Source organism: Reyranella sp. GW821-FHT12G01, from assembly GCF_058806575.1.
The window spans coordinates 186,432-211,939 of sequence record NZ_JBXAPV010000002.1 but is presented as its reverse complement, the minus strand read 5'-3'; the positions used below and the strand labels follow the sequence as shown (position 1 = coordinate 211,939).

Annotated in this window: 27 protein-coding genes and 1 pseudogene; 21 read left to right on the top strand and 7 right to left on the bottom strand. The window is 66.6% G+C overall.

Annotated elements, in window-relative coordinates:
• The first annotated feature begins 53 nt into the window (after positions 1–53).
• The 13 genes from yghU (at position 54) to AC1RP5_RS20465 (ending at position 9,867) form a co-directional block, all read left to right on the top strand.
• Complete coding sequence (gene yghU, locus AC1RP5_RS20525; protein ID WP_493113776.1) at positions 54–929, top strand: glutathione-dependent disulfide-bond oxidoreductase; 876 nt, start codon at positions 54–56, stop codon at positions 927–929.
• 104 nt (positions 930–1,033) lie between these two features.
• A complete protein-coding gene (locus tag AC1RP5_RS20520) occupies positions 1,034–2,041 on the top strand; it encodes an asparaginase (RefSeq protein ID WP_493113774.1) in 1,008 nt (335 codons plus the stop codon).
• Between the two features lie 34 nt (positions 2,042–2,075).
• Complete coding sequence (locus AC1RP5_RS20515) at positions 2,076–2,978, top strand: LysR family transcriptional regulator (RefSeq protein ID WP_493113770.1); 903 nt, start codon at positions 2,076–2,078, stop codon at positions 2,976–2,978.
• 131 nt (positions 2,979–3,109) lie between these two features.
• The gene (locus AC1RP5_RS20510; protein WP_493113768.1) at positions 3,110–4,093 is read left to right on the top strand and encodes a Bug family tripartite tricarboxylate transporter substrate binding protein; all 984 of its coding nucleotides are present in this window, start codon (positions 3,110–3,112) and stop codon (positions 4,091–4,093) included.
• Between the two features lie 15 nt (positions 4,094–4,108).
• Entirely contained in the window at positions 4,109–5,194 is a 1,086-nt protein-coding gene (locus tag AC1RP5_RS20505) for a hypothetical protein (protein WP_493113766.1), read from the top strand.
• A 16-nt stretch (positions 5,195–5,210) separates the two neighbouring features.
• Positions 5,211–5,729: a UGSC family (seleno)protein gene (locus AC1RP5_RS20500; protein WP_493113765.1), complete on the top strand. Its 519-nt coding sequence runs from the start codon at positions 5,211–5,213 to the stop codon at positions 5,727–5,729.
• 66 nt (positions 5,730–5,795) lie between these two features.
• Positions 5,796–6,125: an ArsR/SmtB family transcription factor gene (locus AC1RP5_RS20495; protein WP_493113763.1), complete on the top strand. Its 330-nt coding sequence runs from the start codon at positions 5,796–5,798 to the stop codon at positions 6,123–6,125.
• Positions 6,122–6,610 carry an SRPBCC family protein gene (locus tag AC1RP5_RS20490; RefSeq protein WP_493113761.1) on the top strand — a complete coding sequence of 163 codons (489 nt, stop codon included), beginning with the start codon at positions 6,122–6,124 and terminating at the stop codon, positions 6,608–6,610. Before AC1RP5_RS20495 ends, AC1RP5_RS20490 begins: the two co-directional genes overlap by 4 nt.
• 12 nt (positions 6,611–6,622) lie before the next feature.
• Positions 6,623–7,384 carry a DUF899 domain-containing protein gene (locus AC1RP5_RS20485; RefSeq protein WP_493113760.1) on the top strand — a complete coding sequence of 254 codons (762 nt, stop codon included), beginning with the start codon at positions 6,623–6,625 and terminating at the stop codon, positions 7,382–7,384.
• A 66-nt stretch (positions 7,385–7,450) separates the two neighbouring features.
• On the top strand, positions 7,451–8,428 hold the full coding sequence (locus tag AC1RP5_RS20480) for a tripartite tricarboxylate transporter substrate binding protein (protein ID WP_493113758.1): 978 nt from the start codon (positions 7,451–7,453) through the stop codon (positions 8,426–8,428).
• An 8-nt stretch (positions 8,429–8,436) separates the two neighbouring features.
• Positions 8,437–8,970, top strand: coding sequence for a hypothetical protein (locus tag AC1RP5_RS20475; protein ID WP_493113756.1), 534 nt, complete (start codon positions 8,437–8,439; stop codon positions 8,968–8,970).
• A gap of 77 nt (positions 8,971–9,047) precedes the next feature.
• Entirely contained in the window at positions 9,048–9,401 is a 354-nt protein-coding gene (locus AC1RP5_RS20470; protein ID WP_493113754.1) for an ArsR/SmtB family transcription factor, read from the top strand.
• A complete protein-coding gene (locus AC1RP5_RS20465) occupies positions 9,376–9,867 on the top strand; it encodes an SRPBCC domain-containing protein (RefSeq protein ID WP_493113753.1) in 492 nt (163 codons plus the stop codon). The genes AC1RP5_RS20470 and AC1RP5_RS20465 overlap by 26 nt, the downstream gene beginning before the upstream one ends.
• 9 nt (positions 9,868–9,876) lie before the next feature.
• Here the strand turns inward: AC1RP5_RS20465 and ogt are convergent, their stop codons facing one another.
• Both ogt and AC1RP5_RS20455 read right to left on the bottom strand, forming a co-directional pair.
• Entirely contained in the window at positions 9,877–10,395 is a 519-nt protein-coding gene (ogt, locus tag AC1RP5_RS20460) for a methylated-DNA--[protein]-cysteine S-methyltransferase (protein ID WP_493113751.1), read from the bottom strand.
• Entirely contained in the window at positions 10,388–11,440 is a 1,053-nt protein-coding gene (locus AC1RP5_RS20455) for a bifunctional transcriptional activator/DNA repair enzyme AdaA (RefSeq protein ID WP_493113749.1), read from the bottom strand. Before AC1RP5_RS20455 ends, ogt begins: the two co-directional genes overlap by 8 nt.
• Positions 11,441–11,566: 126 nt before the next feature.
• Between AC1RP5_RS20455 and AC1RP5_RS20450 the strand changes: the two genes are divergently transcribed.
• From AC1RP5_RS20450 to AC1RP5_RS20430, 5 genes and pseudogenes are all read left to right on the top strand, one after another.
• Positions 11,567–12,982 (top strand): MFS transporter, encoded by a 1,416-nt coding sequence (locus AC1RP5_RS20450; RefSeq protein WP_493113747.1) that lies wholly within the window; start codon positions 11,567–11,569, stop codon positions 12,980–12,982.
• Positions 12,982–14,043: pseudogene (locus tag AC1RP5_RS20445) on the top strand (serine hydrolase domain-containing protein); the annotation flags it as partial. The gene AC1RP5_RS20450 and the pseudogene AC1RP5_RS20445, both read left to right, overlap by 1 nt.
• A 157-nt stretch (positions 14,044–14,200) precedes the next feature.
• On the top strand, positions 14,201–14,530 hold the full coding sequence (locus AC1RP5_RS20440) for a DUF3471 domain-containing protein (protein ID WP_493115229.1): 330 nt from the start codon (positions 14,201–14,203) through the stop codon (positions 14,528–14,530).
• Between the two features lie 77 nt (positions 14,531–14,607).
• Positions 14,608–16,077, top strand: a complete 1,470-nt coding sequence (locus AC1RP5_RS20435; protein WP_493115227.1) for a DUF2252 domain-containing protein — start codon at positions 14,608–14,610, stop codon at positions 16,075–16,077.
• An 85-nt stretch (positions 16,078–16,162) separates the two neighbouring features.
• A complete protein-coding gene (locus tag AC1RP5_RS20430; RefSeq protein WP_493113746.1) occupies positions 16,163–16,486 on the top strand; it encodes a putative quinol monooxygenase in 324 nt (107 codons plus the stop codon).
• 32 nt (positions 16,487–16,518) lie between these two features.
• Here the strand turns inward: AC1RP5_RS20430 and AC1RP5_RS20425 are convergent, their stop codons facing one another.
• Together AC1RP5_RS20425 and rpmE are read right to left on the bottom strand one after the other, a co-directional pair.
• Positions 16,519–18,561 carry a molybdopterin-containing oxidoreductase family protein gene (locus AC1RP5_RS20425; protein WP_493113744.1) on the bottom strand — a complete coding sequence of 681 codons (2,043 nt, stop codon included), beginning with the start codon at positions 18,559–18,561 and terminating at the stop codon, positions 16,519–16,521.
• A 63-nt stretch (positions 18,562–18,624) separates the two neighbouring features.
• The gene (rpmE, locus tag AC1RP5_RS20420) at positions 18,625–18,888 is read right to left on the bottom strand and encodes a 50S ribosomal protein L31 (RefSeq protein ID WP_493113743.1); all 264 of its coding nucleotides are present in this window, start codon (positions 18,886–18,888) and stop codon (positions 18,625–18,627) included.
• 129 nt (positions 18,889–19,017) lie between these two features.
• On the opposite strand from rpmE, the gene cyaY reads away from it, so the two are divergent.
• Complete coding sequence (gene cyaY / locus AC1RP5_RS20415; RefSeq protein ID WP_493113742.1) at positions 19,018–19,323, top strand: iron donor protein CyaY; 306 nt, start codon at positions 19,018–19,020, stop codon at positions 19,321–19,323.
• Positions 19,320–21,074 carry an ABC transporter transmembrane domain-containing protein gene (locus AC1RP5_RS20410; RefSeq protein ID WP_493113740.1) on the top strand — a complete coding sequence of 585 codons (1,755 nt, stop codon included), beginning with the start codon at positions 19,320–19,322 and terminating at the stop codon, positions 21,072–21,074. The genes cyaY and AC1RP5_RS20410 overlap by 4 nt, the downstream gene beginning before the upstream one ends.
• Positions 21,075–21,285: 211 nt before the next feature.
• Here AC1RP5_RS20410 and AC1RP5_RS20405 read toward each other — a convergent pair whose 3' ends face one another.
• On the bottom strand, positions 21,286–22,923 hold the full coding sequence (locus AC1RP5_RS20405; protein WP_493113738.1) for an AMP-binding protein: 1,638 nt from the start codon (positions 22,921–22,923) through the stop codon (positions 21,286–21,288).
• Positions 22,924–22,994: 71 nt separating this feature from the next.
• Here AC1RP5_RS20405 and AC1RP5_RS20400 point away from each other — a divergent pair, with 71 nt between their 5' ends.
• Positions 22,995–23,561, top strand: coding sequence for a D-sedoheptulose-7-phosphate isomerase (locus tag AC1RP5_RS20400; protein WP_493113736.1), 567 nt, complete (start codon positions 22,995–22,997; stop codon positions 23,559–23,561).
• Here AC1RP5_RS20400 and AC1RP5_RS20395 read toward each other — a convergent pair.
• Both AC1RP5_RS20395 and AC1RP5_RS20390 read right to left on the bottom strand, forming a co-directional pair.
• Positions 23,558–24,199 carry a D-glycero-alpha-D-manno-heptose-1,7-bisphosphate 7-phosphatase gene (locus AC1RP5_RS20395; RefSeq protein WP_493113734.1) on the bottom strand — a complete coding sequence of 214 codons (642 nt, stop codon included), beginning with the start codon at positions 24,197–24,199 and terminating at the stop codon, positions 23,558–23,560. The genes AC1RP5_RS20400 and AC1RP5_RS20395 overlap by 4 nt on opposite strands.
• A 12-nt stretch (positions 24,200–24,211) precedes the next feature.
• Positions 24,212–25,480, bottom strand: coding sequence for a hypothetical protein (locus AC1RP5_RS20390; protein WP_493113733.1), 1,269 nt, complete (start codon positions 25,478–25,480; stop codon positions 24,212–24,214).
• Positions 25,481–25,508 lie beyond the last annotated feature (28 nt).

Sequence of the window (25,508 nt, the reverse complement as noted above, 5' to 3'; positions counted from 1 at the left end):
AAAGGCGCTAAGATGGGCCCATTAACGAAGCCGTCATCAGAGGAAACCGGAGAATGAGTAACGCATCCGAATATACGCCGCCGAAGGTCTGGACTTGGAACAAGGCGAGCGGCGGTCGTTTCGCCAACATCAACCGTCCGATCGCCGGCCCGACCAGCGAGAAGGAGCTGCCGGTCGGCAAGCATCCGCTGCAGCTCTATTCGTTGGGCACGCCGAACGGCCAGAAGGTCACCATCATGCTCGAGGAGTTGCTGGCTCTCGGTCACAAGGGCGCGGAGTACGACGCCTGGCTGATCAAGATCGGCGAGGGTGACCAGTTTGGCAGCGGCTTCGTCGCGGCCAACCCGAACTCGAAGATCCCGGCGCTCGTGGATCGCAGCGGACCCAAGCCCGTGCGCGTGTTCGAATCGGGCGCGATCCTGCTCTATCTCGCCGAGAAGTTCGGCGCGCTGGTGCCGACCGATCCCGCCAAGCGCGCGGAATGCATGTCTTGGCTGTTCTGGCAGATGGGCAGCGCGCCCTATCTCGGCGGCGGCTTTGGCCACTTCTATGCCTATGCGCCGACCAAGATCGAATACGCGATCGATCGCTTCGCCATGGAGACGAAGCGGCAGCTCGACGTGCTCGACCGGCGCCTGGCTGAAGCCAAGTATCTGGGCGGCGACGATTACACGATCGCCGACATCGCGGTGTGGCCGTGGTACGGCGGCCTCGCGAAGGGTCTGCTCTACGGTGCGGGCGAGTTCCTCGCCGTGCACGAGTACAAGAACGTCAATCGCTGGGCCGACCAGATCGGTGAGCGTCCGGCGGTTCGCCGTGGCCGCATCGTCAATCGCCTGCAGGGCGATCCTGCGGCCCAGCTCCATGAGCGTCACGACGCCAGCGACTTCGACCTGAAGACGCAGGACAAGATCGGGGCCAAAAAGTAGGAAGATCCCCAAAATCGCTGCGCGCAATGTCGCCGTTCGGCGACATTGCGACGGCACCGATTTTGCCTTCCTGCGGGCAGGCACGAACGACGCGGGAGAATTACGTGAGCAGCACGAAGCGGCCCAAGGTGGCCTTCATTGGCACGGGCGGGACCATGTCTTCGCTCGGCGTCCACCCGCTCGAGCTGCAGGATTACGGCATCCACGACAACAGGATGCATGCCAGCCAGATCGTCGAGCGGTTTGCGGTGGTCAACGAGATTGCCGAGGTGATCCCGGTCGATTTCCGCAACGTGCCGAGCCCCGAGATCTACTTCGCCGAATGGAAGGAACTCGCCACGCTCTGCCATCGCGTGGTGGCCGAGCATCCTGAGCTGGCCGGCATCGTCATCGGCCATGGCACGGCGACCCTCGAAGAGACCGCATGGGTCCTGAACCTCGTTCTGAAGGTCGACGTGCCCGTCGTGCTGATCGGCTCGCAGCGGCCGGCGTCGGGCCTGTCGACCGATGCCGCGATCAACCTGGTGAACGGCGTGCGGACGGCGGCCAGTCCCGACAGTCGCGGCCGCGGCGTACTGGTGCTGCTGAACGACGAGATCCAGGCGGCGCGCGAGGTCACGAAGACCTCGAACTGGCGCATGCAGACCTTCCGCACGCCCGACTTCGGCATCCTGGGCCACGCCGACGGCGACAAGATCGCCTACTACCGCAAGCCCGAGCGGCGGCACATGCCGGATACCGAATTCAGCATCACCGATCTCGAAGCGCTGCCAAGGGTCGACATCGCCTATGCCTACGCCGGCTCCGACGGCAGCGCGATGCGCGCTTTCATTGCGGCGGGAGCAAAGGGCCTCGTCTCGGCCGGATTCGCGCCCGGCATGCCACCGGCCGCCGATCTCGCGGCGATGGAGGAGGCGGTGCGCCAGGGCGTCGTGGTCGTGCAATCCTCCCGCGCCGGCTCGGGCCGCATCTATCGCAGCCAAAAGCTCGCCAAGGCGGGCGTCCTGGCAGCGGATAATCTCAACCCGCAGAAGGCGCGGCTGCTGCTGGCGCTGGCGCTCACCCGCACCAGCGATCCGGCCGAAATCGAACGGATCTTCGCGACCTACTGATTGCCGGTGCGTCGTGGCCTGATACCTTGCCGCGATGGAGCTGAAGCAACTCGAGCATCTCGTTGCCGTCTGCAGTGCCGGCAGCTTCAGCGGTGCGGCCAAGCGGCTGCGAATCTCCCAGCCCACCTTGAGCAAGAGTATCGCGCGGCTGGAAAAGCAGCTGGGCCTGAAACTGTTCGACCGCAGTGGCGGCAGCGCCCGGCCCACCGTCTATGGCCACGCCGCGGCAGAGCATGCGGCGGGGCTGCTGGCCGGCGTCGCGCGGATGAGCCAGCAGCTCGAGCAGCTCGCCAAGGGCGAGACCGGCAGCCTGCGCATCGGTGTCGGCCCCGCGACTCGCATCAAGCTGCTGCCGGAGGTCGTGCGGCAGGTGGGGCGCTCTTTCCCCGAACTGCAGCTCGAAGCGCGCTACGACGACATCCAGACGCTGATGAGATCGCTGCGCATGGGCAGCCTCGATCTGGTCTTCTGTTATTTCGAGGCGCCGGACGAGCAGTCCGATTTCCTGCGCGTAAAGATCTGCGACGACCTCAGGATTGCCGTCGTGCGGCCGCGCCATCCCGCGCTGAAGCAGGCGCCGCTCGCGCCCGAGATGCTGCTGAAGTACCCGATCGCCAGCGTCGGCGCGGTGCCGAGCTTCCGCAAATGGCTGGGCGCGGTGAGTGCGAAAGCGGCTCGCAACATGAACGCCTTCGTCTCCGACGATTATGCGCTGGTGAAGAGCCGCCCGCTCGACTCGGACTTCGTCGCGGTCGGGCCGCGCTTCGTGTTCGAGCAGGAGCTCCGCGACGGGACGCTGGTCGAGCTGAAGCTGCACGTCGAGATCGGCTACGAGTGCTGGATGCTCACGACCGAGGCTAAATGGCGTTCGCCGGTCGTGAAGAAGGTCGCCGACTTCGCCCGCGCCGCCATGCGTCGCAAGGGGAGCCGACGCTAGGCCCATGCCTGCAGGCTATGGGGCATGCCGATTCGGGCGGTTGCCCTGGAGCCCCCAACGGGCGTTTCTGTTTGCAGAAGAAAAAGACCTGCCGGTGAGGACCCATGGCTTTGGCCGAGACGCGCCACGCGATGACAAGACGCCGCCTTTCCGGGCTGTGCGGAACGCTGCTTCTGGCGGCGGTTTCCGTTGCCGGTCTCGTGAGCCCGGCGGCAGCCGAGTATCCGGACAAGCCGGTGCGCCTCATCGTGCCGTTCACGGCCGGCGGCTCGCCCGACACGACGGCCCGCCGCGTGGCGCAGCGACTGACACAGGAGCTGAAGCAGCAGTTCATCGTCGAGAACCGGCCCGGCGCGGCGGGTAATATCGGCGCGGAAGCGGCGGCCCGCTCGGCGCCCGATGGCTACACCCTGATGATGATGGCCAACAGCCACGTCATCAATCCGGCGCTCTATTCCAAGATCACCTACGACGTCGTTAAGGATTTCACGCCGATCTGCCTGATCCTGCGCGGCGGCTCGATGATGGTCGTGCCGGCCGACAGTCCGGCCAAGACGGTGAAGGAATTCGTCGAGCTGGCGAAGGCCAATCCCGGCAAGCTGAACTTCGGCTCAGGTGGCGCCGGCAGCCCCGCGCATCTCGCGGCCGAAGCGTTCCGCCAGGCCACCGGCATCGACTATGTCCACGTGCCCTACAAGGGCGCGCCCGAGATCGTGCGCGGGCTCCTGTCCGACCAGGTGCAGGTCGGCTTCCCGACCTTCGAAACGGCGCTGGGACAGGTGCAGCAGAAGACGCTGCGAGCGCTCGCGACCACCGGCTCCAAGCGCTCGCGCCTGCTGCCCGATACGCCGACTCTGTTGGAAGCGCTGCCCGACGGTTTTAGCCTCGAAGGCTGGCTGGGTCTCGTCGCGCCGGCGGGAACACCGCCTGAAGTCGGTAAGGCCATCGTTGCCGCCATGACCAATGCGCTAAAAGATCCGGTCTTTCGCGAGCAGCTCGAAAGCGGCGGCTCGGACATCGATTTCAAGCCGGGCCCCGAGTTCGGCGCGATCCTGCCAGGCGAGCTCGTGAAGTGGCGCAAGCTCGTCGAAGGCGTCGGCGCCAAGGTCGAGTAGGGAAGGAGCATCGCCATGGCCGTTGCCGCCAAGCCCCGCATCCACGAGGTGCCCGACGACCTGCTGGCCGCGATCGACTGGTGCTACGAGCAGGGATGGACCGACGGGCTGCCCGTCGTGCCGCCGGTCGTCGCCCGGGTCGATGCCATGCTGGCGGCCGAGGCGCGTCCGCGCGAGACGGTCATCGCACACCATCCCGCGACCGGCCTCGACCTGTCGCTGCATGCCGCCGCCGTGAATGCGGTGATGGCAGGCTGCCTGCCGGAGTATTTCCCGGTGATCGTCGCCGCCTTCGAGGCGATGGACCGGCAGGATTTCAACTTCCACGGCTCGACCGCCAGCACCGGCGGCTCGGCGCCGCTGCTGGTCGTCAGCGGTCCCTATGCCGAAGAGATCGGCATGAACTCGGATGTGAACCTGTTCGGTCCGGGCAACCGCGCCAACGGCACGATCGGCCGCGCGACACGCCTCATCCTGCGCAACGTCTTCCAGATGCTGCCGGGCATTTCCGACAAATCCACGCAGGGCAATCCGGGCAAGTACAGCTTCTGCATCGCCGAACGGTCGCGCGGCAATCCCTGGCCGTTGCTCTGTGAGGCGCAGGGCTACGACAAGGGCGTGTCGAGCGTCACCTGCTATGCCGGCGGCGGCTTCTTCAACGTCGAGAACCACGGCGGCAACACGCCCGAGGAAGTTTTAGGCTCGGTGGCCGACTCGATGGCCAACTATGGTTGCATCAGTCTCGGCCAAAGCGCGGTGATCCTGGCGCCCGAGCACATGAAGATCGTGGCCGATGCCGGCTGGTCGCGCGAGAAGGTGCAGGAGTTCCTGTTCGTCTCCGCCAGGCGTTCGGTCGAGGGCATGAAGAGCGCGGGCAAGTACCGCGATCGCGAGTACGACGCGCAGCACGGCGAGAACGCGCATGCGCTCGCCATGGAAGGCTTCATGCATCGCGGCATGCGGCCGGACGACATTCTCGTGACCATGGGCGGCGGCGATGCCGGCGGCCATTCCTGTTTCATCCCGTCCTGGAGCCGGGGACGGGCGTCGATCATGCAGCACAAAGCCATCACGCCGCCGCCGGCCGGCGTGCGCACCTGAACGGAAGGAGTTTCCGATGCAGCTCTATTCACCCATGTCGACGACGCCCAAGCGCAAGGCGTTCCGCGCGCCGCCGCTCGCCAGCCTCGAGGGCCTGCGGATCGGCCTGCTGGAGAACGGCAAGCTCAACGCCGACGAAATGCTGAAGGAAGTCGCCGCGCTCTTCGTCGAGCGTCACGGCTGCACCATCCGCACCGTCGCCTCGAAGAGGAATGCCAGTGCGCCGGCGCCGGCGACGACGCTCACCCAAGTAGCGCAGGAGGTGGATTTCCTCATCACCGGCTTAGGCGATTGAGGGTCCTGCTCAACGTGCAGTCTGCACGACAGTATTAGCTTCGAACAACACGGCAAGCGCGCCGTGGTCATCTGCACCACACCCTTCGAGGTGACGGTGAGGAACATCGCGCGCGTCCTCGGCATTCCCGATTATCCGTTCGTGAAGGTCCAGCATCCGATCGGAAGCTGCACCCTCGACGAGCTCAAGGTGCGGGCCGAGGTGGCCTATAGCCAGGCGGTGGCGATCCTCCAGCAGTGAGGATCGCCGGCCGTAGCCTACGTTTTAGCATTGACTAATGCATTAGTGAAAACTAATGTATTGATCATGAACCAGCCTGCTCCCATCGATGCCGTCATGCGTACGCTCGCCGACCCCACGCGGCGGGCGGTGTTCGAGCGCGTGGTCGGCGCTTCGGAAATCACCGTCGGTGAACTCACGCGGGGAAGCGGGGTGACGCAGGGCGCCATCTCGCAGCACCTCAAATCGCTGAAGCAGGCCGGGCTCGTCGTCGAACGTCCCGAGGGCCGCAACGTCTACTACCGCGCCGAGCCCAAGGGGCTGGAGCCGTTGGTCGACTGGATGAGCCTCTACGGCGTCTTCTGGCGCGAGCGCTTCGACAATCTCCGTGCCCTCCTGAAGGAAATGGACCCATGAGCAACGCTGCCGCCCGCAAGCCCGATACGCACGACATCGTCGTCGAGGACATCTTCCCGCATGCGCCCTCGGCGATCTGGAAGGTACTGACCACCGGCGCGCTCATCTCGCGCTGGCTGAAGATGCCGATCGCCGGCTTCGAGCCGGTCGTGGGCAGTCGCTTCACCTACAAGACGACGCCGGCCGGCGGATGGGACGGCACGATCCACTGCGAGGTCCTCGAAGTGGTCGAGAACCGCCGCTTCGTCCATTCGTGGAAAGGCGGGCACGAATCCAACGTGGGTTACGGCGCACCGCTCGACACGCAGGTCACCTGGACGCTGACGCCTGTAGAGGCCGGCACGCGCCTGCGGCTCGTCCATTCCGGCTTCGTGCTGCCACGCAACGAGACCGCCTTCACCGGCATGGGCCACGGCTGGAAGCAGGTGGTGAAGACCATCGATGCGCTGTCGGCGGAAGAGACCTCTGCCCGCAAGCCACACTGAAGGGAGGTTCGCATGCAGCATCGAGTTGTCTCGCGCGATGAATGGATGAAGGCCCGCCTCGACCTGCTCGAGGCGGAGAAGGAGCTGACGCGCCGTAGCGACGAGCTGGCGCAGCGCCGGCAGGAGCTGCCCTGGGTGCGGGTCGACAAGACCTACACGTTCGACACGGAGCAGGGGAGCGCCACCTTGCCCGATCTCTTCCAGGGCCGTTCGCAACTGCTCGTCTATCACTTCATGTTCGGACCCGATTACAAGGCGGGATGCCCGTCCTGCTCAGGTGTCGCCGACGGGTTCGACGGCAGCGTCGTTCATCTCGCCAACTACGATGTGACGCTGATGGCCGTGTCGCGCGCGCCGCTCGCGAAGCTGCTGGCCTACCGGCAGCGAATGGGCTGGAGCTTCCCCTGGGCCTCGTCGGGCGACAGCGATTTCAACTTCGACTTCAACGTTTCTTTCACCGAGGCGCAGCAGCGCGATCGCACGGTTCAATACAATTACCGCCAGGGCGGCCACGCGCTGGACATCGACCCGCCGCCGGGTCCGGTCGTCGAGTTCGCGGGCATGTGCGGCGTCGATGCCTCGACCTACGGCCGCGACCGGCCGGGCGTCAGTGCCTTCGTGATGGAAGAGGGCGCCGTCTATCACACCTATTCGACTTATACGCGCGGCGTCGATGGGCTGTGGTCGATGTACCAGTGGCTCGATCGCGCGCCCAAGGGCCGCAACGAACAGGCGCCGAGGTTCCGCCGCCACGACGAGTACGGTAGCCGCTGATCACACGATGGCACGGCCGCTCGCCGGGAGGTTCGGCTTGGCACGAAGTGTGATTAACTCCGTGCCATGACAGCTGTATCCCGACGCGCTCTCCTCGCCGCCAGCGCCGCCGCCGGCCTCGTAGGCACAGCCGCCCGTGCACAGGCCGCTTACCCGTCGCAGCCGATCCGCCTCGTGGTGCCCTATGCGCCCGGCGGCGGCTCGGACTTCACCGGGCGGCTGGTCGCCCAGAAGCTGCAGGAGCTGGGCGCCGGCTACAATTTCATCATCGACAACAAGCCCGGCGCCGCCGGCATGCTGGGCACCGAGATCGTCGCGCGGGCGCCGGCCGACGGCTACACGCTGCTCTATGCCGACGTGGCGCACGGCATCAATCCGGCGGTCTATTCCAAGGCACGCTACGATCCGATCAAGAACTTCGTGCCGATCACGCTGGTGGCCGCCTCGCCGCAGGTGCTGGTGGCCAATCCGTCGTTCCCGGCCAATTCGCTGAAGGAGCTGCTCGCGATGCCGCGCGATCAGCTTCAGAAGATCGCCGTCGGCACGCCGGGGCAGGGCAGCGGCCCGCATCTCACCTACGAGCTGCTGCGCGCCAAGGTCGGCTTCGACCTGGTCCACGTGCCCTACAAGGGCGGTGGCCCGGCGCTGAACGACGCGATCACCGGCCAGATCCCGCTGGTGATGAATGCGATGGCGCCGGTCATGCCGCATCTCCAGTCGGGCAAGCTGAAGGCGCTGGCGATCGCCACGGCGGAGCGCCATCCGCGACTGCCCGACGTCCAGACCTATGCCGAGAGTGCGCCGGGCGTCGTCGTCTACAACTGGTATGGCTTTCTGGCGCCGGCCGGAACGCCGGCCGCGGTCGTCGACAAGTTGGCGGCGGGCATTGCCCGCGTGCTCGTCCTGCCGGACGTAAAGGAGAAATTCGAGGCCGCCTTCCTCGACCCCATGCCGCAGGGCAGCGCCGAGATGGCGCGCTTCCTCGACGGCGAGGTGAAGCAGTGGAAGACTGTCGCGGTGGAGACGGGTATCTCGCTGGATTGAGGGTTATGATGAACACCAGCCGCGGACTCCTCGTTATCGCCCTGTCGGCTCTGGTGTTTGGATTGCCGCCGGGCATCGCCCGCGCCGACGATGCGGCCTGCCAGGCCGTACTCGACGCCGTCATCAAGCAGGCCGGCGTGCCGGTCCGGCAGATCATCACCATCGAGAGCGCGTCGGCGCCGAACAAGCCGTTGAAGAGCGAGATCGTCCGGCTGGGCGACACGCTCTACATGCAGATCGGCAGCCAGTGGGTCGCGCGGCCCTATGACAGCCAGAAGGCCGTGAACGACTCCCGGCAATCGATGCAGAAGGCGGCCCATACCTGCACGAAGCAGCGCAGCGAGACGGTCGATGGCAAGCCGGCGACGCTCTACAGCGTCCAGACCAAGGGCGAGCAGGGCACCACCGAGGCGGAGATCTGGATCGGCACTGACGGGCTGCCGATCCGCCAGCACACCGAGATGCAAGGCGCCGCCAAATCGCGGCACGACGTGCGCTTCGAATACAGCAACGTGACGGCACCGACGAACGTCCGACGCTAGAAGGCGGCGGGCGGTTTGACTCTGCGCACTCACCTGTATATCGATAATAGGCAATATAGCCATTTGACGATATAAAGATGCAGCACCTCGACATGGTTTTCTCAGCGCTCGCCGATCCGACGCGCCGCGCGATCCTGGCGCGGCTCGCGAATGGCGAGGCGACGGTCAACGAGCTGGTCGAACGATCCGACCTCAGCCAGCCCACGATCTCCAAGCACCTCAAGGTGCTGGAAGGGGCGGGGCTCGTCTCCCGCGGTCGCGAGGCCCAGTTCCGGCCGGTCCGCCTCAATGCCGCGCCGCTCGAAGCGGCGTCGCAGTGGATCGGCGACTATCGCCGCTTCTGGGAGGAGAGCTTCAACCGGCTCGACGCTTACGTGAACGAATTGCATGCCAAGGAGAACGCCAATGTCCGCAAGCGCCGCCGCAAGTGACAATCCCGCCGACCGTACCGTCGTCATCACGCGCAGCTTCGATGCGCCGGCCCGCATCGTCTTCCTGGCGATGAGCAAGCCCGAGCATGTGATGAAATGGTTCGGCCCGGTGGGTTGGCCTCTCACCCTGTGCGAGATGGATTTCCGTGTCGGCGGCAAGTTCCGCTTCGCCATGACCGGATCGAGCGGCGTGCAGAACATGCCGTTCGGCGGTACCTACCGGGAGATCGTGAAGGATCGCCGCATCGTCTACGACAACGGCTTCGAGATCGCCGGCGCAGGCCGGATGATCGTCACGATCGATCTCGTCGAACGCGACGGCAAGACCACGCTCACCATGAGCACCGAATTCGACACGCCCTCGATGTACAAGGAGCATGTCGGCATGGGCTTCGTGCAGGGCGTCAATTCCGGCTACGACCAGCTCGGCGACGTCGTGGACGCGTTGAAACGCGCCGAAGGTTGAAGCGGGCGTCTACAGCGCGCCCTCGTGCTCCAGCAGCCACTGCTTGCGCGGCAGGCCGCCGCCATAGCCGGTCAACGTGCCGTTGCTGCCGATCACCCGGTGGCAGGGCACGACGATGCTGATCGGGTTCTGGCCGTTGGCGAGGCCGGCGGCGCGGATCGCCTTGGGCTTGCCGATGCGCTTGGCCAGCTCGGCATAGCTGATGGTCGTGCCGCGCGGGATCTTGCGCAGCGCTTGCCAGATGCTGCTCTGGAATGCGGTCCCGTTGGTCGCAACGGGAAGCTTGTCGATGATGGCGAGATCGCCTTTGAAGTAGGCCCGCATCGCCTTCGTCAACCCGCCGGGATCGCGCGCCGGCCGCAGCGTGTAGCGGCCCTTGCCATAGTAACGATCGAGCAGGACACGCATCCGCGCCTCATGGTCCGTCCAGTCGATGCTCCGCAGGCGGCCCTCCGTGTCGGCCATGATCAGCAGCTCGCCGACCGGCGTCGGCAGGCGGTCGACGACGAGGTCGATGATGTCAGCCATGGTTTGCCATCCTGAGATGCTGGGCGGCGTAGGCGTGCCACGGCCGCCATGCCGGGGGTGCCTCGTCGTCCACGGGGATTCCGGGCGTTTCATGTTCCCAGTCACCGGGTGCGCGCAGGCCGGGCCGGCGGGCAATCAGCGGGGCGAGCTTGGGATCGCGGGCAAGATGGCTGTCGATCGTCGCGATGTCGGCGCCGAGATCGAACACGCGGCGCACGCGCGCCACGATCGCGGGCAGGGTCTTCACACAGGGGAAATGGATGGTGACGGCGACGGCATTGCGGTCGGCCAGGTGGGCGACCGCGACGGTGCCCTGTCCGTCCTTGAGATCGATCTGTCGATGCCAGACATCCTGCTCGACCCATTCGGTGTCCGGCGTGGCGCGCGCGGCAAGGGCTGCCAGCATGCCGGGCCAATCGTAGGGCGGGCGATAGGCAAGCTTCAGCGTGACGCCGTCGCGCGCCGAGGTGTCGGCGCCGTTCTTCCGGCGCAGCTCGCTCGGCGGCCGCTTGAACAGCGTGCGGAACGTCTCGTTGAAGCGACGCACGCTGCCGAAGCCCGAAGCCAGAGCCACTTCGGCCATCGGCAGGTGCGTATCGTGCAGGAGCTGCTTGGCGAACAGTACGCGCCGCGTCTGCGCCACGGCGACGGGCGAGGCGCCGAGATGGCGCTGGAAGAGGCGGCGGAGTTGCCGGCCGCCGACGCCCAGCCGTTCGGCCAGCGCCTCGACGCCGGCATCGTCGTCGTCGAGGGCGCCGTCGGCGATCAGCGCCAGCGCGCGGCTCACCGTATTGGCAGTGCCGCGCCAGGAGGCGAAGTCGGGGGCGATCTCGGGCCGGCAGCGCAGGCAGGGGCGGAAGCCGGCTTCCTGAGCCGCCGCAGCCGAAGGATAGAAGCGGCAATTCTCGAACTTCGGCACGCGCGCGGGGCAGACCGGACGGCAATAGATGCCGGTCGAGGTAACGCCGACGAAGACGCGGCCGTCGAAGCGGGCGTCATGGCTCTGGAAAGCGCGGTAGTGGGTTTTGCGATCAAGCAATTCCATGGATGGATATTCCCACGCTGATGCGAGGGGCGCTCGCGGTTTTCGGACCTGGAAGTCGGCCGGATACTCACACGCCATTTGGGGCCATCGTTTGACCGCGCCACCGGAAAATGATCACTCGCCACCATGTCTGCAACGGTCGGCTGGTCGGCGCTTCTCAAGCGCGAATGGTTGCCTCTTCTGGTGGCCCTGGTAGGCGGAGTCCTGCTGCACTCGATGAACGTGCTGATGCTGGCGACGGTATTGCCGAGCATCGTCGAGGATGTCGGCGGCACCTCGATGATGAGCTGGCCGACCACGGCCTTCCTCGCCTCGTCGATCGTCGCGGCGACCTGTACCGGCCATCTTACGGCGCGGCTGGGCGCACGCACGGCCTTCTGCGCCGGCGCGTTCGTGTTTGGCGTCGGTGCCCTGATCTGCGCCCTGGCGCCTTCGATGGGCGTCGTGGTGGCGGGGCGCTTCGTGCAGGGCTTCGGCGGTGGCGTGCTGTCGGCCATGGCGTATGTCCTGGTGGGCAATGCCTTTCCCGAGCCGATGTGGCCGCGAGTAGCCGCGCTGCTGTCTGGCGCGTGGAGCATGTCGGTGCTGGTCGGCCCGATGGTCGGCGGCGCGTTCGCGACCTGGGGAAACTGGCGTGGCGCCTTCTACGCCGTGACCGGACTGGCGGTGGTGCTGACGATCGTCGCCGCACGGTCACTGCCACGGGCGCGGGCGGAGCGGGGCGGTCCCATCCGGGTGATGCCATTGGGAAGGGTCGCGATGATCTGTCTGGCGATCGCGGTCATGTCGACCGCCAGCGTCGTAGTCCTGCCGCTCACCAAGCTCGGTCTCTTCTTGGCAGCCGTCGCCTTGCTGGTCGGGATGATCCTGCTCGACCGGCGATCGAAGGCGCCGCTCTTTCCGACCGACGCTTTCTCCCTGGCGTCGATGACCGGCGTGGCGATGTGGTTCGCGCTGCTGGTGTCGATCGCCTACAGCCCGCTGTCGATCTTCGTGCCGATCTTCCTGCAGAGCCTGCACGGCTTCGATCCGCTGGCCGCCGGCTACACGGTGGCGGGCGCCTCGATGGGCTGGACCGTGTCGTCGATCATCGTCTCGGGCTGGTCGCCACGCGCGGCGGGTCGGATGCTGGTCGTCGGGCCCGTCGCAATGGCCGTGGGTCTTGCGGGGGTGGCCTTGCTGATGACGACGCAGCCGGTGCTGGTCCTCCCGGTCCTGATCGCGCTGGTCGGCCTCGGCATCGGTGCCTGCTGGGGATTCGGCGTCCAGCGCCTGATGGGTGGGGCAAAGCCGGGCGAGGTCGATCTGGCCGCTTCCTCGGTCGCGACCGTGCAACAGACGGGCTTCGCCCTGGGCGCTGCGGCGGCCGGCATCGTCGCGACGCTGACGGGTCTTTCCCGCGGGCTCAGCACGCACGGCGTCGCCAGCGCAGCCTTCTGGGTGCCTGCGAGTTTCGTTCCCGTTGCCTTTGTCGCTATCCTCGTCGGTGGACGTCTGGCGCTGCTTGCATCTCGTGCCGGTGATAAGAAGCGGGAGGCCTGATGAAGAGACACGACATGATGCGATTGCTCCCGGTACTGATCCTTGCCTGCCTCCTGTCCTTCACTGTCCAGGCACAGACCGTCACGAAAGAGAAAGTGACGGCAGCCCTTCCCAAGTTGAGGGAGCTGGCGCGGCAGGTCGTGGCCAAGGGCGAGGTTCCCGGCCTGTCGATCGGCATCGTCTATCGCGACGAGGTCGTCTTCCTGGAAGGCTTCGGCATTCGCGAGGCCGGTCAGCCGGAGACAGTGAGCGCGGACACTGTCTTCCAACTCGCCTCGGTCTCCAAGCCGCTGGCCGCCACCGTCGTGGCGGCCCTGGTCAGCGACGGCGTCGTGACGTGGGATACGCGCATCCGCGACCTCGATCCGGACTTCGCCTTGCCCGACGCCTATCCGACCGCGCAGGTCACGATCCGCGACCTGCTCTCGCATCGCAGCGGCCTGGCGGCCAATGCCGGCAACGACATCGAGGATCTGGGTTTCAGCCGCGAGGAGATCCTGAAGCGCATCCGCTACACCAAACCGGGCGGCAGTTTCCGGGCGAGCTACGCCTACAGCAACTTCGGTTTCACCGCGGGCGCGATCGCGGCCACCAAGCCGACCGGCAAGGATTGGGAGACGCTGGCGGAAGAGAAGGTCTACCGGCCGCTCGGCATGCAATCGACCAGCTCGCGGGCGCGCGACTTCCTGCTGCAGCCCAACCGCTCGTCGCTGCATGTGCGGATCGACGGCAAGTGGACGCCGCTGGTCAAGCGCAACGCCGATGCCCAGGCGCCGGCGGGCGGCGTGAGCTCGAACGCCAAGGACATGGTGCAGTGGCTTCGGCTGGAACTCGGTAATGGCCGCTATGCCAACCGGCCGCTGATCAAGGAGTCCGCGCTGGAGCAGACGCGGCTGCCGAACATCATCCGCAGCATCGATCCCAAGACCGGCGTGGCTGGCTTCTACGGCATGGGCTGGAACGTCGATTTCCGCGATCGCGGCGTCGAGTGGAGTCATGCCGGTGCCTTCAGTGCCGGCGCCCGCACGCTTGTGCATCTGCTCCCGGCGGAGAAGATCGGCATCGTGATCCTGAGCAACGCGTTCCCGACCGGCGTGCCCGAGGGCCTGGCCGCGACCTTCCTCGACGAGGTGTTCACCGGCAAGGCCTCGCGACTGGGTCGCGTACTGGAACGAGGTCTACGACAACAACCTGGGCGCCGGCGCCCAGAAGGCGGCCATGGCGCCTTATGCCGCGCCGCCGGCCACGCCGTCGCCGGCGCTGCCGCCCGGCGCCTATACCGGTTTCTACAACAACGACTATGTCGGCGACGTCCGGATCACCGAGTCGGGCGGCGCGCTCTCGGTGGCGCTGGGGCCGGCCGGCAAGCGTTTCCCCCTGAAGCATTTCAACCGGGATCTCTTCCTCTACGCACCCTATGCAGAGAGCCCGAGCTGGATGGTGGGCGTAGCCTTCCTGATCGGTCCGGACGGGAAGGCGTCCCAGGTGACCCTGGAGAATCTCGACGAGGACGGGATGGGGACGCTGAAGCGTTCGAAAGGCCGGTAGGCTCCGGCACCGTCAATTGCTTTGACCGAAGCGGGGCCGCGACGTTGAATGGCGGCTGGAGAAGGCGGGGGAATGCCATGACAGTGGTTAAGATCGACGCAAACATCGATCGCACGTTCGAGCGCATGAACACGGCGATCGAGAACCTGACGCTGCGCGACAGCTTCATGGCGCAACGGCCGTCGGTCGAGGAGCGCCTTCAGGCCGGCAAGTCGATCCGCACGCGGGTCCCGCGCACGTCGCATGCACAGTTCGAGAAGTCGGCGGACCGGCCCGATCCCGTCGCCATCCTCGAGCAGCAGAACGTTAGCCGGGTCCAGAAGCTGATACCGGTGCGCTTTGCGCGCATGCTCGCGTCGCCCTTCGCCTTCCTGCGTGGCTCGGCGGCGGTCATGGCCGCGGACCTGTCGACCACGCCGGTGACCGGGATGGGCGTCGGTGCGTGCGGCGACATGCACGTCTCGAACTTCGGCGTCTTCGCGTCGGCCGAGCGCAACCTGATCTTCGCCATCAACGACTTCGACGAGGTCCATCCCGGCCCGTGGGAATGGGACCTGAAGCGCCTTGCCGCCAGCGCCGCCGTCGCGGTGCGCTTCATGGGCGGAGACAAGGTGGCAGCAGAAGAGGCGGCGCAGGCGATCGTGCGCTCCTACCGCAAGCGCATGCGCCGTTATGCCGACATGGGCTATCTCCAGATCTGGTACGACAAGATCGACGAACGCGCCGTGCTCGACACGCTGTCGCCCCGCGCGCGACGCGGCGCCGAGCGCCTGATGGACAAGGCCCGCGCCAAGGGACATGTCAGCGTGCTCGAGAAGCTGACCGAGGAGGTCGACGGCGAGCCCAGGATCATCGAGGAGGTGCCGCTGATCGTGCGCGAGACGCATACGGCGGCGGGCACGCCGGCCAATGAAGCGCTCGACATCATGCTGCAGGCCTACATCGAATCGCTGTCGATCGACCGGCGTATCCTGCTGTCGCGCTATCGCATCGTCGATTCGGCGCGCAAGGTCGTGGGCGTCGGCAGTGTCGGCACGGGCTGCTGGGTCATCCTGCTGCAGGGCATCGACCAGGACGATCCGCTGTTCCTGCAGGTCAAGCAGGCGCAGGCCTCGGTTCTCGCACCCTATGTCGATCACAAGCTCAGGTTCGAGAATCAGGGAAGGCGCGTCGTCGTCGGCCAGCGCCTGGCGCAGGGATCGCCCGACATCTTCCTCGGTTGGGGCCACGGGGACGGCAAGGACTTCTACATTCGCCAGCTTGCCGACATGAAGGGCAGCGTCAAATTCAACGAGAGCGATCCGAGCAGCATCGACGGCTTCGTCGAATACTGCACCCTGTGCGGCTGGGCGCTTGCGCTCGCCCATGCGAAGTCGGGCGATCCGGCGATGATCGCGGGCTATTGCGGCAACAGCGACGCGCTCGACGAGGCGATCGGCAAGTTCGCCATGACCTATGCGAAGCAGACCGACCAGGATTACGAAACGCTCGACAAGGCCCGCCGCACCGGCCGCATCAAGGTCGCGTCCTCCGACATGGTGAAGTAGCGGCGGGGTCGCTTCGACCGCGACCGAAACGACGGCACGGCCTGACGACCTAGAACCCTTCCGTCAGCAACCACGGGAGCACCACATGGTCGATCTTCATTCCCTCAAAGACGGGCTCATCGTCACGGCGTTTTGGGAGGCCAAGCCCTCCGAGGCCGACGCCGTCGCGGCAATCGTCCGCGAGTACCTGCCGCAGGCCCAGCGCGAGCCCTGGGTGCACGCCTTCCAGATCCACCGCTCGATCACGGAGCCCGAGAAGTTCTTCTTCTACGAGGTCTTCCACGACGAGGCGGGCTTCGCGTCCCACCAGGAGACGCCGCACTTCAAGGCGCTGATCGTCGGGCAGGCGCTGCCCAAGCTCGCCAAGCGCGAGCGCACGCAGCACCGTTTCGTGCAGTCGGCAACGTAAGGGCCGGAGCGTAGGGTAGGGACGGCGGCGGCTCAGGCCGCCGCCGTTTCCTTCCAGAGAGCGACCTCGAGCCAGGTGCTCTGATAGGTCGCGCCTTCGCCCATGTCGGTGTAGCGGTCCGAGCAGAGCATGTTAATCGTGCCGGACACGGCTTCACCGACCGGGCGCTGGCCGGGCACCAGAAGCACGCCGGGCTGGACCTCGTCGGCGACCTTGAGCACGAGGCCGCACTCTCCACGATCGTTGAACAGGCGAACCTGATCGCCATCCTTGAGGCCACGCTTCGCGGCGTCCTCGGGATGCAGGATGCAGAAGGGCTTGCCCTCGCGGCCGCGCAGGAAGCCGACGCCGGAGAAGGCCGTGTGCGCCTGGAAGTATCCCGGCGCCGTCAGCAGCCGGAGCGGCCACTTCGCGGCCTCCTCGACCTCGACCGGATCGGGTTCCCAATCCGGCATCGGCGGCAGGCCCTGGCGGGCGAGCTGCTCGGAATAGAATTCGAGCTTGCCCGACGGTGTCGCGAAAGGCTGGCCGTCGCGCTCGTGCGCGATGTTCATCGGCACGCCGGCGAAGAGCTTTTCCCGATCGACCTTCGAGGCCGGGCCGGTCGAGCCCTTGAAGAACTCGTTGGCCGCTTCGCGCGGCGTCAGGCTGAAAATCCGGTCGGTGACGCCCATGCGCTGGGCCAGCGCCTGCGCGACGTGGAAGTTGGAGCGGGCCTCGCCGGCCGGCTCGACCGCCTTCTGGCCCCACTGCATCCAGTAGGCGCCATAGGCGCGATAGAGATCGTCGGTCTCGAGATAGTTCGCGGCCGGCAGCACGATGTCGGCATAGCGCGCCGTGTCGGTCATGAACGGGTCGTGCACCACGGTGAACAGGTCCTCGCGCATCAGGCCCTTCTGGACCTTGTGCACCTCGGGACAGGTCACGACCGGATTGTTGGCGGCGACGAACAACGAGCGGATCGGCGGGTCGTTCATGTTCAGCAGTTCTTCGCCGAGGCGCAGGTGGTTTACCATGCGCGCCGTCGCCGGGCCGGACGGCTTGCGGACCGCCGCGTAATTGAGATCGCACGAAGCCGCCGTCAGCAGCAACGCGCCGCCGCCATTGACGCCGTAGTGACCGGTGACGCCCGGCAGGAGCGCCACGGTGCGCAGCGCCTGGCCGCCATGGGTGAGGCGGGTCATGCCTTCGCCCAGGCGGATCAGCGCGGCCTTGGCCTTGCCGTACATCGCCGCGAGCTTCTCGATGTCGGAGACAGCGAGGCCGGTGATTTCGGCCGTGCGCACCGGGGTGAACTTCGGCAGCACGTCGCGTTCGACCTTGTCGAAGCCCAGCGTGTGGCTGGCGATGTAGTCGCGATTGGCGAGACCGTCGCGCACCAGGATGTGCATGACGCCGAGCGCGAGGGCTGCGTCAGTGCCGATCCTGATGGGCAGATAGAGGTCGGCGGCCTTGGCGCTGCGCGTGCGGCGCGGGTCGATCACGACGATCGGCATGCCGGTCTTCTTGCGCTGGGTTTCGGCCAGCGCCCAGAAATGCACGTTGGTGGCGGCGAGGTCGGCGCCCCAGGAGATCATCAGGTCGGAATGCACGACCGATTCGGGATCGGCGCCGCCCACCGGACCGACCGTCATTTCCCAGGCGGTCTCGCAGCAGGTGTCGCACACCGTGCCAGCTTGCAGCCGCGAGGTGCCCAGCGCGTGGAACAGGCCGTTCACGAGGCCACGGTTCATCAGGCCCTGATGGGCGGAGTAGGCGTAGCCCAGGATCGAATGCGGGCCGCTTTCCGAGATGATCGCTTTCCACTGGTCGGCGATCTCGTCGAGCGCCTGGTCCCAGGTGATGGATTTGAACTGGCCCGAGCCCTTCGGGCCGGTGCGGCGCAGCGGCGTGGCGATGCGCTCGGGGGAGTTCACCAGGTCGCTGTCGCGGTTGACCTTGCCGCAGGCGAATCCCGCCGTGTACGGATGATCGGGGTCACCCTGGACGCGCACGACCTTGCCGCCGTCGACATGCGCAATGAGGGAGCACATGTCGGGACAATCGTGAGCACAGACTACTCGAACGGATTTCACTACGCCGCCTCCCGATGGGTATCGCGGCGATAGTTTAGCAGAAGTCGAAATAAGGAGCGGGTGCTACTTCTTCTCTTCGGCCTTGGCCGCGACCGGCGGGTCCTTCTTGTCGTTGCCGATCATGCCGAAGCGATCGCGGAAACGCTGGACGCGGCCGCCACGATCGATGCTCTGGCGCACGCCCGTCCAGGCCGGATGCGTCTTCGGATCGATGTCGAGGCGCAGGCTCGCGCCTTCCTTGCCCCAGGTCGACTTCGTCTCGAAGGACGTGCCGTCGGTCATCACCACGGTGATGGTGTGATAGTCGGGGTGGATGCTGTCTTTCATAATTCTCTCTCCAGCGCTTCAGGGCCGATTCCGACCGGCCGGCGCAACAGGGGCGGGGATATACAGTCCCCGGGGCGCGGCGACAAGCAGGTTGTACGGCCCTGCGGCGGCCTGTAGACCGGCCCGGCCATGAGCGATTCAGCCTTCGAGACCCTTGCCGACAGCCTGCTCGAGACGCTCGAGGAGGCCCTGGCCGACCATGTCGACGCCGAACTCCAGGGTGGAATCCTGACGGTCGAGGGCGATGCGGGCACCTGGATCGTCAACAAACATGCACCCACCAAGCAGATCTGGTTGAGCTCCCCGGTCAGCGGCGCCCGGCATTATGCCTTCGAGTCCGGCACCGGCCAGTGGCAGGACACGCGCGGCGGGGACGACCTGCTGGCGGTTCTGGCGGCCGAGCTGGGCGTCGGCCTGAGCTGGCAGGCGCCATGAAGCGCTTCGGCGGCCTGGCCCTCCTTGGGCCCTACCTGAAGCCCTATCGCGGCCGCGCCGTGCTGGCGCTGCTGTCGCTGCTGGTGGCGGCCGGTACCGTGCTGGCCTTCGGCGCCTGCCTGCGTGCCCTGATCGACCGGGGCTTCGCGCAAGGGCGGCCGGATATCCTGAATTACGCCCTGGCCTCGCTGCTGGTCGTGGCCGTGGTGCTGGCGATCGCCTCGGGCGCGCGCTTCTACCTGGTTTCGTGGCTGGGCGAGCGGGTAGTGGGCGACCTGCGGCGCGATCTCTTTGCCCATGTCGTGCGATTGGGGCCGGCCTGGTTCGAGGTGAAGCGCTCGGGCGACGTCATGAGCCGCATCTCGGCCGACGCCCAACTGATCGAGCAGGTGATCGGCTCCTCGGCCTCGGTGGCGCTGCGCAACACACTGATGTGCATCGGCGGCATCGTCATGCTGGTCGTCACCAACCCCAAGCTCGCGATGTGGACCCTGGCGGTGGTGCCGCTCACGGTCGTGCCGATCATCGTATTCGGCCGCCAGGTCAAGGCGCTGTCGCGCGAGGCGCAGGCGCGCATGGGCGAGATGGTGTCGGAAGGTGCTGAGACGCTCGATGGCGTGCGCACCGTCCAGGCCTTCGCCCAGGAAGACCGCGCGGCGCGGCGCTTCGGCGAGGCGACCGAGCGGGCTTTTACCGCGGCGACGAAGCGGGTCTCGCGGCGCGCCATCATGACCACGCTGGTCATCTTCATCGTGTTCTCGGCCGTGGGCTTCCTGCTGTGGATGGGCGGCCACGACGTGCTGACCGGCCGTATCAGCGCCGGCGACCTTTCGGCTTTCGTGTTCTACGCCGTCCTCGTCGCCAGCTCGGGCGGCGCCATCAGTGAGACGATCGGCGACCTCCAGCGCGCGTCCGGCGCGGCCGAGAGACTGGCCGAGCTGCGGGCCGAGCCCCCGTCAATCGCCGAGCCGGCCAATCCGAAGCCCCTCCTCAAGCCGGCGCAGGGGACGGTGTCCTTCGAGGACGTGTCGTTCCGCTATCCCACGCGGACCGATGCACTGGCCCTCGATCACTTCGACCTCAAGGTCGCGCCGGGCGAGACGGTGGCGATCGTCGGCCCGTCGGGCGCGGGCAAGACGACGGCCTTCAACCTGCTGCTGCGCTTCTACGACCCGGAGCGGGGCATCATCCGCCTCGACGGCATCGACATCAGGCAGCTCGCGCTGGGCGATCTGCGGCGGTCGCTGGCGATCGTGCCGCAGGATCCGACGCTGTTCAGCACGACCGTGGCCGACAATATCCGCTACGGCCGGCCCGATGCCAGCGACGCCGAAGTCAGGGCGGCAGCCGAGGCGGCCTCGGCGCTCAGCTTCATCGAGGCGCTGCCGCAGGGCTTCGCGACCGATCTCGGGGCGCGCGGCGTGCGGCTGTCGGGCGGCCAGCGCCAGCGCATCGCGATTGCCCGGGCGCTGCTCTGCGACCCAGCCGTCCTGCTTCTCGACGAAGCCACCAGCGCCTTGGACGCGGAGAGCGAGCTGGCCGTGCAGCAGGCGCTGGACCGGCTGATGCACAAGCGCACGACCCTGGTGATCGCCCACCGGCTCGCCACCGTGCAGAAGGCCGACCGCATCCTGGTGATCGATCACGGACGGGTGGTCGATGTCGGCACCCATGCCGATCTGGTGCGCCGGGGCGGGCTCTATGCCCGGCTGGCCGAACTGCAGTTCAACCTGTCGGCGGCGGCCAGCTAACGGGCCACTTTAAGTGGCGAGACTATTGTGTTGAGAATCAATGCAATAGGAGATATATTTAAACTATATTACGAACTCAATTTCGCGTGCCCACAGGTTTTCCCATGGTCCATGCCCCTCTCAGCCGCCTTGCCAGCTGGTGGCCCGCCGCCCTGATCGGCCTCGTTACCCTGCTGAACGGCTTCGTCGAAGGCGTCCGGACCCTACTGACCTAGAGACGCCCGGCCTTTCGTTCGGCATCCAGCCGCCGCAGCTCGCGGCGCAGGATCTTGCCGGTCGTCGTCAGCGGCAGTTCCGGCACGAACTCGACTTCGCGCGGATATTCGTGCGCCGCCAGCCGCGTCTTCACGAACCCGGCCAGGTCGGCCTTCAGCGCGTCCGTCGGAACGATCTCGGGCCGCAACTGGACGAAGGCCTTCACGATCTCGGTGCGGACCTTGTCCGGCACGCCCACGACCCCGACCATCGACACAGCCGGATGCTTCATCAGGCATTCCTCGATCTCGCCCGGGCCGATCCGGTAGCCCCCCGAGGTGATGACGTCGTCGTCGCGGCTCTTGAAGAAGACGTAGCCGTCCTCGTCGATCGTGCCGATGTCGCCGGTCAGCAGCCAGTCGCCGGCATACTTGCGCGCCGTGGCCTCGGGATTGCGCCAGTATTCCAGCATCACGATGGGATCGTGCCGCCAGCCTGCGATCTGGCCTTCCTGGCCGGGCGGCAGGACGTTGCCGTCGCCATCGACCACCGCAACCTTGCGGCCGGGGCAGGCGCGGCCACAGGAGCCGGGCCGGACCTCGAACCAGTCGGGCGAGTTCAGCAGCATCAGGTTCATCTCGGTCTGGCCGTAGCCTTCCGAGATGGTCGTGCCGAACGTGTCACGGCCCCAGCTCAGCAGCTCCTCGCCCATCGCCTCGCCGCCGGTCGAGATCGCGCGGATATTGTAGTTCCAGCGGTCCTGCGGCTTGTGGACCTGGCGCATCATCTTGAGCGCGGTCGGCGGGATGAAGCTCACGCCGACGCGATGCTTGGCAAGCATCGCGAAGGCGCGCTCGGGGTCGAACTTGGCGAAGCGATGCGCCAGCACCGGCGTGCCGTAATACCAGGCGGGGAACAGCGCATCGTAGAGGCCGGCGATCCAGGCCCATTCGGCCGGCGTCCACATCACCTCGTTGCCGCGCGGCCAGTGGCCGAGCCATTGCTCCACGGCGGGGATGCAGCCCAGCATCATGCGGTGCGCGTGCAGCGCCCCTTTGGGTTGGCCGGTCGTGCCGGAAGTGTAGATCAGCAGCGCGGGATCCTCGGCGTGCGTATCGACCGTGGTGAACTTGTCGGAGGCGGCGCCCAGCAGGCGATCCCAGTCGAGGAAGGCGCTGCCATGCGCGCCGGCACCGATCACGATCACCGTCTTGAGATGGGGCAGGCGATCGCGCACGGCCAGCAGCTTCGGGAGCTGACTCATGTCGGTGATGACGGCCGAGGCCTCGGCGTTGGACAGCCGGTATTCGATCGCTTCCTCGCCGAACAGGGTGAAGAGCGGCAGCACGACCGCGCCCATGCGATAGCCGGCGAGATGGCAGAGCGTGAGCTCCGCGCCCTGGCTCAGGAACACCGCAACCCGGTCGCCCTTGTTAATGCCGCGCGCGACCAGCGCGTTGGCGAGCTTCGAGCTGGCGGCGAGGAGCTGTCCAAACGTCCAGTTGCGAACCGAGCCGTCCGCATTCTCGACGATCATCGCCAGTGTGTCGGGGGCGTGACGCTCGCAGACGGCGCGTCCGATGTTGAACCGCTGGGGCGTGGGCCAGCGGAACTGCTTCATGGCGTCGTCGTAGGAAAGACCGCGGGGAATCATGCCAAAGTAAACCTGCACTTGTATGCTAGAGCAGCGGGGCGGGAGTGGTTCAACGTGAGGCCGGACATTCAATGAGTATCGCCGGATACCTTCAGGCGTCCATCAGTCTGCTGCAAGACTGTATCGAGCACGCCTCCCTCCAGAATGTGGATCGCGCCATCGCCGAGATCAGCCGCACCTTCGATGACGGCAAGCCGCTCCTCGTCTGCGGCAACGGCGGCTCGGCGTCGGATGCATCGCACATCGCGGGCGAACTCGTGGGGCGCTTCCTGAAGGAGCGGCGGGCGCTGAACTGCATCTGCCTTTCCTCCGATTCCGCAGTGCTCACGGCGTGGGCCAACGACTACTCCTACGATACGGTCTTCGCGCGCCAGGTCGAGGCTTTCGGTGTCGAGGGCGCGACGCTGCTGGGCCTCAGCACCTCGGGAAACTCGAAGAACGTGGTCGAGGCCTTCAAGTCGGCCAAGGCGATGGGCATGAGCACCATCGCCATGACCGGAGCGGGCGGCGGCCTGTTGGCCCAGCATGCCGATATCCTCATCGACGTGCCCAGCCGCAGCACGCCGCTGATCCAGCAGGCCCATGCCTGCCTCTATCACTACATCTGCGAACGGGTCGAAGCTGGCCGGCCGAGTTAGATAACCGCTTCCAGCCAGCGCAACGCGCCGGCGGCGTCCGGCGCGACGGCGACGTTCATTCGGTTGAACGAAGCGCCTGAAAAACTCTCCACGGCGCTTTCGCCGTGGCCGGTCCTGACCAGAAGGCCGTTGCCGATCCCGGCGCTCTGGCCGGCCTCGAGATCGCTCAGCTTGTCGCCGATGATCAGCGAGCCTTGCAGGTTGGCGTTCAGTCTTTCCTGCGCGAGCAGGATCATGCCGGGACTGGGCTTGCGCCACCTGTGCGCCTCCGACGCGAAGACACCGTCGCCCTTGTCGTGATGGGCGCTGGCGATGACCAGATCGATCTCGGCGTCGGATCTGGCGAGTTCCTCGACGATCCGGCTCTGGACGGCGCAGAAATCCTCCCAGCCGTAATAGCCTCGTGCGATGCCGCTCTGGTTGGTGACGACGACGACCCGGATGCCGAGATCGTTGGCGGCTCCGATCAGGGCCGCGGCTGCCGGAATGATCCGGACGTCCTCGGGCTTTCCGAGATAGCCCACTTCCTCGACGATCACGCCGTCGCGGTCGCAGAACAGCGCCGGCCGGCCGTTCGACACGCGCGACGTTAGTTGCTCGCACCACAGGGCCACCCCATCGATCAGCCGGCTATCCACGATCGGCCTCCGTCAGCGGTTGACGCGCTGGACGACGCGACCGGCCAGCAACTCCTGCGGCGTCGGAGTCCAGATTTCTTCGGGCGGTACGTCGATCACGCGTTGCGCGAACTCCGGCGTGACGCCGCTGGCCACCAGGAAGCGGCGCATGTCGCGGTTGCTCTCGTACATGTCGTTGGTCCCCATGCCGGGGAAGCTGCCCTGATGGAAGCCGAGCCGGCCCGAGGGAGAGATCGAACGGTCGAGGCCGCCCAGGAACGCGATGGTGCAGGCCGACGCGCAGCCCGTCTCGACTCGCGTCGCCAGACGGCGGTTGCGGATCATCCTGTTGATCTCGAAGGCGGTGCCGATGCGGCCGCCGGGGCCCGCCAGGACGACGGTGCGGATCGACGGATTCTTCTCCAGTGCTCGCCGCACCGAATCGGCACTGCCGGTGCCGTAGGCGCCGGCGATGTTGAGCACCGAGCCGTCGGCGCTGGTCGAGACCGCGAGCGTGTCGAGCGCTTCGTCACCGGTGTAGATGTTCCAGAGTTCGGCCGTCGCGGGCATCGCCCGGTCATAGAAAAGACCGGCGATCCCGGCGATCGCGAGGGCCGCTGCGGCAAGGGTAGCAAGAGCCACCATGGGCGACGCTCTGCGTCGTGCGGCCAGCGCGATGAGGCCGACCTGCCAGATCGCGAACAGGGAGGCGACGACGCAGAGCAGGCCGGGGCCCACGACGTGCACCAATGTCACGTCGCCGGAGCCGAAGACCGCCAGCGTGATGCTGCCGAAGCCGAGCAGCAGAGCCATCGCGGCCCAGACGCCGCGATAGTAGAGCGTCATGTCGATGGGCGCGGTGCCGTCCTGCCACAACGGCACGCCGATCGCCTCGAGATGATCGATCATGCGCGAGAGCTTGCCGATCCGGATGCGCTTCGTGCCGTTGGGATAACCCAGCGCCGCGACGAGATCGGGTGCGAGAGTGCCGGGCGCTAGCCGTAGCTCGCGCAGGCCGATCGCGCGGGCCGTGATCTCGGCAAAGGCGATCAACGCTCTCGCTACCTCGTCATGTTCGCCATCGGACGCGATCGCCAACTGTGCGACGGCAAGGTGATCCACAGCCTGCTCCAGCAGCATGACGCCGAGCGGACCGGTCTCGCCGTCGATCAGGAAGGCTGCACGCGTGTCGTTCATCGAGGAGAGGGGCGGGAAGCTGGGGAAAAGTCTTGCGATGCCCTCGGCGTCGGCGGCAGTGGCGCGCCGTACCGCGCCCACGGAGACCCGATCCTGAGAAAACACGGCGACTTTCCACTCCCTGAGGCCGCTT

Bases quoted from the DNA above. Each gene is read 5' to 3' on its own strand.
- yghU (WP_493113776.1), top strand. From the start codon at position 54: ATGAGTAACGCATCCGAATATACGCCGCCGAAGGTCTGGACTTGGAAC.
- AC1RP5_RS20515 (WP_493113770.1), top strand. From the start codon at position 2,076: ATGGAGCTGAAGCAACTCGAGCATCTCGTTGCCGTCTGCAGTGCCGGC.
- AC1RP5_RS20510 (WP_493113768.1), top strand. From the start codon at position 3,110: ATGACAAGACGCCGCCTTTCCGGGCTGTGCGGAACGCTGCTTCTGGCG.
- AC1RP5_RS20505 (WP_493113766.1), top strand. From the start codon at position 4,109: ATGGCCGTTGCCGCCAAGCCCCGCATCCACGAGGTGCCCGACGACCTG.
- AC1RP5_RS20495 (WP_493113763.1), top strand. From the start codon at position 5,796: ATGAACCAGCCTGCTCCCATCGATGCCGTCATGCGTACGCTCGCCGAC.
- AC1RP5_RS20490 (WP_493113761.1), top strand. From the start codon at position 6,122: ATGAGCAACGCTGCCGCCCGCAAGCCCGATACGCACGACATCGTCGTC.
- AC1RP5_RS20485 (WP_493113760.1), top strand. From the start codon at position 6,623: ATGCAGCATCGAGTTGTCTCGCGCGATGAATGGATGAAGGCCCGCCTC.
- AC1RP5_RS20480 (WP_493113758.1), top strand. From the start codon at position 7,451: ATGACAGCTGTATCCCGACGCGCTCTCCTCGCCGCCAGCGCCGCCGCC.
- AC1RP5_RS20475 (WP_493113756.1), top strand. From the start codon at position 8,437: ATGAACACCAGCCGCGGACTCCTCGTTATCGCCCTGTCGGCTCTGGTG.
- AC1RP5_RS20470 (WP_493113754.1), top strand. From the start codon at position 9,048: ATGCAGCACCTCGACATGGTTTTCTCAGCGCTCGCCGATCCGACGCGC.
- AC1RP5_RS20465 (WP_493113753.1), top strand. From the start codon at position 9,376: ATGTCCGCAAGCGCCGCCGCAAGTGACAATCCCGCCGACCGTACCGTC.
- ogt (WP_493113751.1), bottom strand. From the start codon at position 10,395: ATGGCTGACATCATCGACCTCGTCGTCGACCGCCTGCCGACGCCGGTC.
- AC1RP5_RS20455 (WP_493113749.1), bottom strand. From the start codon at position 11,440: ATGGAATTGCTTGATCGCAAAACCCACTACCGCGCTTTCCAGAGCCAT.
- AC1RP5_RS20450 (WP_493113747.1), top strand. From the start codon at position 11,567: ATGTCTGCAACGGTCGGCTGGTCGGCGCTTCTCAAGCGCGAATGGTTG.
- AC1RP5_RS20440 (WP_493115229.1), top strand. From the start codon at position 14,201: ATGGCGCCTTATGCCGCGCCGCCGGCCACGCCGTCGCCGGCGCTGCCG.
- AC1RP5_RS20435 (WP_493115227.1), top strand. From the start codon at position 14,608: ATGACAGTGGTTAAGATCGACGCAAACATCGATCGCACGTTCGAGCGC.
- AC1RP5_RS20430 (WP_493113746.1), top strand. From the start codon at position 16,163: ATGGTCGATCTTCATTCCCTCAAAGACGGGCTCATCGTCACGGCGTTT.
- rpmE (WP_493113743.1), bottom strand. From the start codon at position 18,888: ATGAAAGACAGCATCCACCCCGACTATCACACCATCACCGTGGTGATG.
- cyaY (WP_493113742.1), top strand. From the start codon at position 19,018: ATGAGCGATTCAGCCTTCGAGACCCTTGCCGACAGCCTGCTCGAGACG.
- AC1RP5_RS20410 (WP_493113740.1), top strand. From the start codon at position 19,320: ATGAAGCGCTTCGGCGGCCTGGCCCTCCTTGGGCCCTACCTGAAGCCC.
- AC1RP5_RS20405 (WP_493113738.1), bottom strand. From the start codon at position 22,923: ATGATTCCCCGCGGTCTTTCCTACGACGACGCCATGAAGCAGTTCCGC.
- AC1RP5_RS20400 (WP_493113736.1), top strand. From the start codon at position 22,995: ATGAGTATCGCCGGATACCTTCAGGCGTCCATCAGTCTGCTGCAAGAC.